Here is a 10,981-nt window from a genome sequence, read left to right as displayed (position 1 = left end):
GCGGAAACTCCGCTGCAGCACCACCCGGATCACCGCTGTCGTCCGTGCCGTCGTCGCCCTCGAACTCGCCACCTGATCAAGATGAAAAAGGCTCACTGTGACGGGCTGGAGAAAGTGCACGCACAGCTGGTGCAGGCTCGCGCCGAATACCACTGACCCTGAAGGCGATCGCCGACTCGACATGCTCAGCCACCACGATCCGCAACCGTCGTGACGAGTGGATCCGACTCGGCCTCTTCGCCCGGTTCAAGCAGATCGCGCTTCAGTCCTACGACCGGATCGTCGGCCTCGTCCTCGACCAGATCGGCGTCGACGGCTCCATCACCAAGGCTCCCGGGGGCGGCGAGGTCGCCGGACGCTCACCGGTCGACCGTGGCAAACAAGGGCTGAAACGCTCGGGCATGACGGACGGCTACGGCATTCCACTGGGCCGCGTCCTGGCGGGCGCCAACTGCCACGACTCCCCTGCTCGCCCCGACCCTGGACCGCCTGGACGACCTCGGGCCGTTACCCGACGACATCACCGTGCACCTGGACGCCGGCTACGACTCGGACAAGACTCGCATGCTGCTCAGCGAACGCGGGCTCCACGGCCGGATCGCCCAGAAAGACACCAACGCACCCATCCAGGCCACCCGACGGTGGCATATCGAGCGAACTCATGCCTGGCAGAACGCTTTTCACCGGCTCACCCGCTGCTACGAACGGCGCATCAATGTCATCGACGCCTTCTTCGACCTCGCCGACGCCATCATCACCGTCCGTAGTCTGATCCGCCGGGTCTGGACCACCCACCGCTGGGATACACGCCCCCACCACCGACCATGACACCCGCCTATTCGTGCGGGGTCTTACACAGGAGTACGCCGACAGTCGGCGCCGTACAAGTGATCGTGCATCACCTCGTACGGAGGAGAGTGCACCAAAGTTGATGCGGTGACGGGTGGGTGCCGCAAGTCTGCTGTGGTCGGCTTCGGGGTGGCGGAGGGGCGACTGACGATGGCTTTGGACCCGCATCGGCGGCTGGAGTTGAGGCCGTTCGAGGTCTGTCGAGTGCGGTGCGATGAGCCTGCGGGAGATATCGAAGGAGGCCGGGCCGGGCCGCCGTACGTTCACGACGTTGGTGGGCGAGGCACCGGTCGCGCCGCCGAAGAGAACGTCGGAGCACCGGGCCGCCAGCAAGCACCAGCGGGTCACGATCCGCCTCCAGGAAGCCCGGCCCAGGAGCGCCGCGGAGCCCGGTATCGGTCCGTATGAACCGGCGGGCCCGCACCGCCGGTTCGACGTGGCCCCCTGCTCGGAGCCAGCCGCATCCCGGCCGCCTCCCTACGGATGAGCTCGCGGAACGAGGTCGGTCACCAGCCCCTCGAACGCGGCCCGTCCCGCCGCTGTCCAGCCGCACACGAACTTCCACCAAGGGCGAGCGAACCATGAAGCAACCGACCACCTGCAACCGGCAGTGGGACCGGGCAGAACGCCGTGCACGCGCCTGGGCCGACCGCATGGGACTGCTCACGACCCCGGACGAGAAGCGGCGTCTGGAGAGGATGGGGCAGGGAAGGATGGCCGGCTTCGTCGCTCCCCGAGCGGACCCGGCCGAACTCGAACTCCTGGCACAGTGGGGTGCCTTCATCGCGCTGGTCGACGACAGCCTCGACCGTGGACCGGGCAACGGCAGTCCCTCGCACGTACGGGCCCTCATGGACTCCCTGGTCTCCGTGGTGGACGGGTCGGCCACCACATCTGATCTGTCCATCCCCGCGGTGCGGGCGATCGTGAACCTGTGGAACCGCTCGACACCGGCCACCAGCCCGCAATGGGCAAGGCGGTTCGCCGCCCGCTACCGCGACTTCGCCGACGCCACCTGTGAAGAAGCCCTGCTGCGCACCAGGCGCACTCCCCTTGCGCTGTCCCGCTACGTGGAGATGCGCCGGCACACCATCACGGTGCTGCCGATGCTCGCTCTGGTGGAGCGCGGGTTGTCCGGCGAGGAGAGCGACCTGGAGAGTCTGCGCGAGGCCACCGCGGATCTCGTCGCGTGGACCAACGATCTGGCATCGGCGGAACGGGAATCCGCTGAAGGAACGGACAACCTCGTCTCGATCCTCGCGCGTGAACGCCGGTGCACCCACCACGAGGCTGCCGCGATCGCCCGCACGATGATCAGCGAACGCATGGACGCCTTCGACGCGGCAGCGGCAACCGCGCTCGCTCAAGGACCGCACAGTGCAGGTCTGAGCGTACGAGTCGATCGGATCCGCTCCTTCCTCGACGGGGCCCTGGCCTGGCAGGGAGAAACGCGACGCAACGACCCCGAGGCAGCAGGCCCCGACGCCGCCCGGCCGACAGAGCCAGAGCGGGCCGGCAACAATCCTCCGCCCTTTGGTCCGGCCACCGGATCGCCCGGCCCCTGGCAGGCACCGACAGACGTGCCGAGGAGCATCGACCGCCTCACCCGGCATCTGTCGTTGGCCGTCTCGCCCGGAGGAGCGGTGACCGACCGGTGTGCCAGCCGGGTATTGGAATCGGCACTGTTCCTCGCCCTCCTGCGCGCCGCACGGACACACGAGCCCCAGCAGCAGGAACAGCTGACCTTGTTTCTGCGCTCACGCCGGGTGGGCGCGGATCCCGTCGACGCCCTTTTGATCGATGCCTGTCTCCACCCCGCCGAAACAGCGGGACGGGCAGGCCAGGCTGTCGTGGAGCTCGCCGGACAGCTGAACCGCGGAACCGGTGGGCGCGGCCGGTTCAAGGCCGCCATGATGCGGGCAGTGCTTCACCTGCTGTGCGACGCCCCCATGACGGACGACGACCTCCTGCCGTCGATGCCGCCGGACCGGATCACGACGTACACCGATGTTAATCTCCTCGCCATCCGGGTGATCTGCGCCCGGGCGACCGGCCACCCGCACATGGTGACCGGAGCCGAACGCAACCGGCTGGTCGACTCGCTGGACACCGGCCGCAACCGGCTGTTCTGGGAGGCCGGCGCCACCACCCACCTGCTCGCCCTGCACGCCGTTCGCGGCTTCCGCCCCGGCCACCCGGTGGTGGACGACGGCATTCTGAGGATGACGCTGGCTCAGAACCGCGACGGAGGGCTGCCGTTTCTCGACAGCCAGGACCTCTGGCTCGCAGCCGTCGCCGGACTGGCCTTCCTTGCCGATGACCGGCTGCGCCCGCTCACGGGCCGGATGGGCGAGTTCGTCGCCTCCTGGCAGGCGCCCGACGGTGGCTGGCCGTTCGCCAGCGCCATGTCCCAGACAGACCTCGACACCACCACCCGCTGCATGGAGTTCCTCGAGGCCAGTGCCCCCGAGCGCTACGCCTCCCACCTGCGACGGGCCACCCGATACCTGGAAGCCATGGCCGGGCCGGACGGCGGCTTCCCGACCTGGGTCAGCAGCGATGCGCCCGACCTGGACATGACCGCCGGGGCCCTCCTCGCACTCGCCCCCACCGGGCGGCACCACGCATTGCTCACCAGGTCCGCCGGGTTCGTCCTCGACGCCCAGCGACCTGACGGAACCTTCGAGCGCAGCTGGACGATCAGCGAGTCCAGCGGGATCCTCCGCACGCTCAACGCCCTGCACGCGGTGCCGCAGCCTTCCGCTTCCCTCGCCGCCCGGATCGCCGAGGCGACCGCGCGAGCAGTGTCACACCTGACTGCCGTGCAGAACGCCGACGGAGGCTGGGGCCGGCAGAACAACGACTCCAGCGACGTGCTGTCCACGGCACAGGCCGTGCCCGTCCTGGCCCGCCACGGCAACCACGCGTGCGCCCGCCGTGGCATCAGCTACCTCCTGGCCCACCAGGACTCCGACGGCGGATTCACCTCCGTACCCGACCAGACGGGCCCCCGCCCGCTGCCGTTCGACTTTCCGGTCCTGGCCTCCCTCCACACCCTGCCGGCCCTCCTCACCTCCGCCTCGCTCACCCAGGACCCGGCCACCCCGTCGCCGTGCTCCGCGACCCACCGAAGAATCCGGTCCAGCAGCCGAACCCCGAGCACCGTGGACTGGTCGGCCCTCGACGTCAGGATGAGCGGAACACTGCTGGAGCCTCACGACGCCGGCTACGAGCAGGCACGGCTCGTGGTCAACCAGCGCTACGACGACGTGCACCCGCAAGCCGTGGCCTACCCGGCCACCGCCGAGGACGTTGCCGCGTGCGTGACCTTCGCGCGAGAGCGCGGCGTGCAACTGACGATCCGCTCAGGCGGCCACAGCTACGCGGGGTACTCCACCGGTCCCGGCCTCGTGGTCCACCTGCGCGAACTGAACTCGATCACGGTGGGCGACGGCCGGGTCAGGCTGGGTGCGGGAACACTGGGGATAGCGGCCCACACGGCACTGGCCGCATCCGGAGCGGGCCTGCCGCTGGGGCGCTGCCCCTCCATCGGGGTGGCCGGAGCGACCCTGGGTGGCGGCCTGAGCGCCTTCACCCGGTCCTGGGGCCTGGCCATCGACCACCTCACGGGTGTGGACATCGTCACCGCGGACGGACAACTCCGCAGCGTCAACGCTCATTCCCCGGGTGCCGACCGCGATCTCCACTGGGCCATGCTGGGCGGTGGCGGAGGCAACTTCGGCGTGGTCACCGCACTGGACTACACCACCGTCGACATCAGCGACATGGCCTTCACCCGCATCGTCATGCGCTGGCCCATGAAGGACATGTCCGCCCTCATCCAGGGCTGGACAGCCTGGAACGCCGACCCGAACCTGCCGCGCGAACTGTGCACTGCCATCGAACAGCTCAGCGACAGAGGCGCACCGTCCGAACTCGTTGTCACCGGAACCTTCATCGGCACCCCCCGCCAAGTCCAGCCGCTCCTCGACAGCCTGGTCACCGCCGTCGGCAGGCCCGAGAGCGACCGCGTCACCCACCCCGTCAGCTACGTCCAGGCGGCAGCCGAACCGGAGCGCTGGGGCGGGGGAACCATTGGGCCCCGCGTTGCCTTCGCAGCCAAGTCGCACATCGTCCGCCGGCCCATGACCCCGGTGGCAGCCGACGACATGGTCGCCGCGGTCAACCGGCTCCACCGGCTCAACGGCGTCACCGGAGCCGGAGGGCTGCTCATCGACTCCATGGGCGGGGCGGTCAACGACGTGGCACCGGACGCCACCGCCTTCCCCCACCGGTCGGCCGTCGGTGTCGTCCAATACCACTCCTACTGGCACGAGTTCACCCCGCAGCCCCACATCGAACAGCGCATGCAGTGGCTCCGCGACATCCACACCACCATGCACCCCCACCTGGGCACCGGCGGCTACGTGAACGGCATGGACCCCGAACTCGACGACTGGGAAACCGCCTATCACGGCGACAACCACCCCCGCCTGCAACGCGTCAAGGCCGCAGTGGACCCGGACCAGTTGTTCACCCAGCCCCAGGCCATCACCCCCGTCAAGACACCTTCCACCGGTACGGTCACGACGCACACCGGATCACGCCCCACCGTCCGGGCCCACGGGCACCGCTCCGACGCGGAGCTCACCCGGCTGGCACGAAGGCTTCACGGGCGGCTCCTGCGCCCGGGCGACCCGGACTACGACAAAGCCCGGGTGCTGCACAACCAGCGCTACGACATCGTCATGCCCGCAGCCATCGCCCGCATCGCAGACGAGGACGACGCCGCGGCGTGCCTGGCCTACGCCGCCGAGACCGGCACAGCGACCGCTGTCCGCGCGGGTGGCCACAACTACGCAGGCTTCTCCACCACCCCAGGGCTGGTGATCGATGTCGCCGCCCTGAACAGCATCACCGTCTCACGCGACAGGGTGCGCCTGGGCGCCGGTGTCAGCAGCACGAGCGCCGGACAGACCCTCGCACGCTCCAACCTGGCGATCGCAGCAGGACGGTGGGGATCGGTCGGGGTCGCCGGCTTGACCCTCGGTGGCGGCAAGAGTGCCTTCTCCCGCGCTTGGGGACTTTCCTGCGACCGGCTCACCGGAGCGACCATCGTCACCCCGGACGGACGCACACGCCACCTCACCTGCGCGCCCGAGGATCCCGACCGCGAACTGTTCTGGGCCCTGCGTGGCGCAGGCGGAGGCAACTTCGGCGTCGTCACGGCCCTGGACTTCCAACCGGTCGACATCACCGGCCGGTCGTTCGCGCACTTCCAGATCCAGTGGGCGCACGCCGACATGGCGAGCGCGCTGTGCGGATGGCAGCACTGGATCACCGACCCCCGTACACCGCGCGAGGTCTCCTGCGACGTACGGATCCTGCTCGATGGCAGCGGGCCCTCCCAACCCATCGTGCACGGCGCCTGGATCGGCGGCACCGCCTCGCTTCTCCGCGTGATCGACCGCCTGATCGCAGCCGTTGGACGCCCGCCGAAACGGATCAACATCACACCCGGCAGCTACGTCGAGTCCGCCATGGTCACCGACCACCCCCTGCGCGACAGCGCGACGCACTCCGAATCCGCCTGGCCCGCCCCTGCCTTCACGGACCCGGGGGCCTGCAACGACTCGGGTGACACCCCCGGCGGCGATGACCGGATGGCCTGGGCCGGGAAGTCGCACATCGTGCGTGCACCCATGACCGAAGCCGCCACCGCCATCCTGATCGCAGGCATCAACGACCTCCACGGGCTCGGCGCCACCGGCGGCTTCTACCTCGACTCCCTGGGAGGCGCCGTGGCCGACATCACCAGCAGCGCGACGGCGTTTCCACACCGAAACGCCCTGGCAGTCCTTCAATACATCACCACATGGCCCCGGACATGCCCGCCCTCCGACTCCGCCGCCCGGCTGGATTCGATGCGAAACACCCACGCCGCCATGCAGACGCACCTGGGCCCCGGGGCCTACGTCAACGACACCGACCCCGAACTCCTGGGCTGGGAACACGCCTATTACGCCGACAACTACCCCCGCCTGCAAAGGGTCAAGGCGACCTACGACCCCGGTCAGGTGCTCGACTTTCCCCAGGCCGTCCGGGTCCCCTCCCTGCCAGCCTTCCCCACCCTGCCGGCCTTCCCTACTCAGCCACAGGACACAGCCGGCACCCGCTCCACGGACGGACCCCACACCCAACCAGCAGCCCCGATGCGTACCTCCACTCCGTGGCCAACCGGCAGGGGCGAGCCCGTCCCGCCACCATGGAAGTGACGCGATGGTCCCCACCTCCCCTCCCTCGCGGACGGCATGGCCGTCACAGCAGCGAACCTCGGCCCCTTCGCCATGACGCTCAACGCACCGGAGATCATTCGACATGACCGCACGGTGGGACAGCCTCGGCAAGGTCGTCCCGGCCGGGAGAGCGGCGGTCACACGCCACGCGGCATCCTCAGAAGCTGTTGTCTTTCCGGGCTTGAGCTTGTCTTACCTTCTTCGTGGGTTCGAACTGGTCATTCGTAAGATCGGCGGAGCCCAGGGGCTCTGGGTATGGCTTGTTGCTCGTTGCGGTCGGTATGGCTTAGGCAACTTGGCCGCCCGGAGCCCCGCGACGACTCGACCACCAATTGGGAATCGCGACTTGATCGCTTCGTAAGACAACGTCGGCGAGGTCGTCTGCGGGACCGGATGTGACGACGAGCTGGCGGAGGGAATCGTGCCCGAGATCTGGGCGGGGCTGGACATCGGCAAGAAGCATCACCACGCGGTGGTGATCGACGCCGACGGCGAGCGGCTGCTGTCCCGCCGTGTGATGAACGACGAGACCGAGCTGCTTCAGCTCATCGGGGACGTCCTGGAGATATCCGGCGACGTGCTGTGGGCCGTGGACATCAACACTGGCATTGCCGCCCTGGCGACCGGCCTCCTCCTCAACCACGGACAGCCCGTCGCCTACCTGACCGGCCGGGCCATTCACCAGGCGTCCACGACGTACCGGGGCGAGGGCAAGACCGACGCCCGCGACGCCTTCATCATCGCCGACCAGGCCCGCGTCCGCCGCGACGTGAGCATGCTCCGCCCCGGCGACGACATCGCCCTCGGCCTGCGCCTTCTGACCGCGCGGCGCCTGGACGTGGTCCACGACCGGACCCGCCAGATCAACCGTCTCCGGGCCCAGCTCCTGGAGTTCTTCCCCGCGCTGGAACGGGCCCTGGACCTGACGAAGAAGGGCCCTGTCCTCCTGCTGACCGCCTACCAGACCCCGGCCGCGATCCGCCGCATGGGCGTCCGACGGCTGGAGACCTGGCTCCGCAACCGCAAGGTCCACTCCGCCGGCCCGCTCGCGGCCCGAGCCGTGGAAGCCGCACAGGCCCAGATGACCGCCCTGCGGGGCGAGGAACTGGGCGCCGAACTCGTCGCCCGCCTCGCCCGTTCGGTGGTCGCGCACAACGACGAAGTGGCCGAACTCGACACCCGGATCGAGCCCGCTTCTGCCAGCACCGGGACGCCGAGGTGATCCTCACCCTGCCCGGCATGGGCCCCACCCTCGGTGCCGAGTTCATCGCCGCGACCGGCGGGGATCTCACCGCCTTCACCAGCCCGGACCGCCTGGCCGGGTTCGCCGGCCTGGCCCCGGTCCCCTGGGACTCCGGGAAAGTCAGCGGCAACCTGCGCAGGCCCCGCCGCTACCACCGCGGCCTCCAACGGGCCCTCTTCCTGTCCGCTCAGGTCAGCGTGTTCTGGTGCCCGGTCTCGAAGGCGTACTACGACCGGAAGAGGAAGGAAGGCAAAGGGCACAAGCAGGCCGTCATTGCCCTCGCGCGCAGACGCGTCAACGTTATGTGGGCCATGATCCGCGATCACACGCCGTTCCAAACCGCCCCGGTTCCCGTCACGGGTGCCTGATGCCGAAAGCGGCGGGTTCTGCAACGGGGCGGTCCCCGGCGTCGCGTGGACGCCGGGGACCGTTGTGCAGGTTGGTCAGCTCTGGGCCTTGTGGATCTTCCAGTCGGCGACATTGGAGCTGCGGTTGAAGTAGGCGTTGGTGCAGACGTCGTAGGCGGCGTCCTGGTCGTTCGTGCCCGCTCCGGGTCAAGGCACGCACCGCCGCCCTGAACCAGATCGGGCATATCCGCATCACCGCACCCCAGACCATCCGCGCCAAGTACGGGCAGCTCAAAGCAACGGACCGCACCGACGCCCCGGCCTGGCTACGGCCGGCCGGGGACGCAGTCCACGTCGCGGTCCTCACCGCACTGAAGAGTCTTGCCCGACGCGTCAAAGAGCTGACCGCCAAGCACGAGGCCCTGACCAAGGCCTTGGACAGCGAGGTCACCGTCCACAATCCCGGCCTGCGGGCCGCCCACGGAGTCGGCCCCGACACCGCCGCCCAGCTCCTGGTCACCGCTGGCGGAACCCCGAACGTATGCGGACCGAAGCTTCCTTTGCCACCCTCTGCGGAGCTGCGCCGGTCCCCGCCTCCAGCAGCAGAACGAACCGGCATCGCCTCTCACGAGGCGGCGACCGGGCAGCCAACGCTGCCCTCTACCGCATCGCCCTGGTCCGTATGTCCAGCGACTCACGCACCCGCGAATACGTGGCACGACAGACCGCCGCGGGCCGGACGAAGAAGGAGATCATCCGGCTCCTGAAGCGGGCCATCGCCCGGGAGATATTTCGCTGCCTGACCAGCACGGTGAGCATCCCCGGCATCGCCGACCTGCGGCCTCTGCGCCAGTCCAAGAACATCACGATCACCGCGGCCGCCCGTCACTTCGGGGTCTGGCCGGCCACCATCTCCACCCTCGAACGCGGGATCCGCCGAGACAACGACCTCGCCCACACCTACCGCGACTGGCCCCACGCGGCCTGACCGTTCGACGCGAACACTTCACTCATAGACAGTGGCAGCCTGAAGCGCTCTGGCCAGGAAGGTCCAGTCCCCGCCTTCTGGGAGCTCCTTCCCGACGTTCTGATACCAGCCCGGCGAGTCGCGCATCCATGTCGCAAGCGCCTCAAGGAAGCGGTCGAGGCTCTGGTTCTCCCATTCGTGTCCCCTACGGAGGTAGTCCTGACGCAGTTCTCGAACGAAGGAGACCAGTTCGTCGCGACTGCGGACTTCGTCGTCGGGAGTCAGTGACATGAAGTGAAAGTACCTTGCCCTTCGTGCCTCAGAGCGCTTGACGAGCAATAGGAGCATCAGTGTGATGAGCCTGGGATGCGTCCCAACGCGGCACCGTGCTTCCACACCGACACCGTTGAAGCCACTCTGGCAGGCAAGTCGACTCACGTCACGGACACCTACGTGACGCATCAGCACAGGCCAGCGGCGATCCAGACACTCCGAGACTCGGTAAACGCGAGTTCGATTGGATGCTCCGTCTGGAATGGGTCAAGTCCTCGGAGTCGATCGAGGTGCGGTTCGGCACGAGCCGGGCCGGGGCGGTCGACGTGGCGCTCTACACCACGGAGCCTGTCGACGCGGTCATCCCCGCCCACCCCGAGGTCGACTGGGAGCAGCTGCGCGCGGTTCAGAAAGGCCGGCGCTCCCCGCTCGCCTCGCTGCGTTCGAAGCGGACGCGATCCCGGCGTGACGACCGCCGGTCGGGGGCGGGCGAAGTGGCCGGAAGCCCTGCCCGCCCGGACCAGCACTGACACACTCAGGCAGTTGTGATCACCGAACGCCGACGGAGGACGCGTTGAGCCAGCCGGAACAGCCCTGGCAGCCGGGCCCGAACGATCTGCCCTTCACCACCCACCTGATCAACCCGCACGGTGACCGGCACCTCGGGTTCAACGACGCCGACGGCCGCTTCTACCGGCTGTGGCAGCACCATCAGCCCGAGCCGCTGCACACCGGCGACGCGATCCTGCTGCGTCCCAGCGACGTCGACCAGATCATCAAGTTTGCCAAGATCTGGGCTACACGCCATGTGGCCGACCCGCGCAGCGACGCCCTGGTCGATGAGGTCGCCGCCGGGGCCAAGGCCGTCGTGCTGCACTTCGCCCAGGCCGCCCAGGCCCCGGTACAGCGTTACGAGCTGGTGCGTGATTGCGTTGGAGACGTGAGGGGCCTGAGCTGGGGGTTTGTGTCAGCCGGTGGTGTTGCGGTCGGAGACGAGGCCGGCGAT

General features: G+C 68.8%; 4 protein-coding genes and 4 pseudogenes. 7 read left to right on the top strand and 1 reads right to left on the bottom strand.

Going from position 1 to position 10,981, the window contains the following annotated elements; translation table 11 throughout:
- Nucleotides 1–167: 167 nt before the first annotated feature.
- From ACIOMQ_RS41125 to ACIOMQ_RS41105, 5 genes and pseudogenes are all read left to right on the top strand, one after another.
- Nucleotides 168–828 (top strand): annotated as a pseudogene (locus tag ACIOMQ_RS41125) (IS5 family transposase); the annotation flags it as partial.
- A 602-nt stretch (nucleotides 829–1,430) separates the two neighbouring features.
- On the top strand, nucleotides 1,431–7,124 hold the full coding sequence (locus tag ACIOMQ_RS41120) for an FAD-binding protein (protein WP_402192829.1): 5,694 nt from the start codon (nucleotides 1,431–1,433) through the stop codon (nucleotides 7,122–7,124).
- Between the two features lie 439 nt (nucleotides 7,125–7,563).
- A pseudogene (locus tag ACIOMQ_RS41115) lies at nucleotides 7,564–8,756 on the top strand (IS110 family transposase).
- 520 nt (nucleotides 8,757–9,276) lie between these two features.
- Nucleotides 9,277–9,390: pseudogene (locus ACIOMQ_RS41110) on the top strand (transposase); the annotation flags it as partial.
- Between the two features lie 27 nt (nucleotides 9,391–9,417).
- Nucleotides 9,418–9,723, top strand: a complete 306-nt coding sequence (locus ACIOMQ_RS41105) for a hypothetical protein (protein WP_402192831.1) — start codon at nucleotides 9,418–9,420, stop codon at nucleotides 9,721–9,723.
- Between the two features lie 18 nt (nucleotides 9,724–9,741).
- Here ACIOMQ_RS41105 and ACIOMQ_RS41100 read toward each other — a convergent pair whose 3' ends face one another.
- Nucleotides 9,742–9,993: a hypothetical protein gene (locus ACIOMQ_RS41100; protein ID WP_362212873.1), complete on the bottom strand. Its 252-nt coding sequence runs from the start codon at nucleotides 9,991–9,993 to the stop codon at nucleotides 9,742–9,744.
- A gap of 221 nt (nucleotides 9,994–10,214) precedes the next feature.
- Between ACIOMQ_RS41100 and ACIOMQ_RS41095 the strand changes: the two are divergent.
- Nucleotides 10,215–10,418, top strand: a pseudogene (locus ACIOMQ_RS41095) (hypothetical protein); the annotation flags it as partial.
- Nucleotides 10,419–10,549: 131 nt separating this feature from the next.
- Nucleotides 10,550–10,981: hypothetical protein (locus ACIOMQ_RS41090; RefSeq protein WP_362212875.1), on the top strand; the 432-nt coding region annotated here is incomplete at its 3' end.

The sequence above is a fragment of the Streptomyces sp. NPDC087845 genome, assembly GCF_044742755.1.
GTDB lineage: Bacteria > Actinomycetota > Actinomycetes > Streptomycetales > Streptomycetaceae > Streptomyces.
Note: the sequence above shows the minus strand (reverse complement) of the source record. Positions and strands in the feature narration are given on the sequence as shown.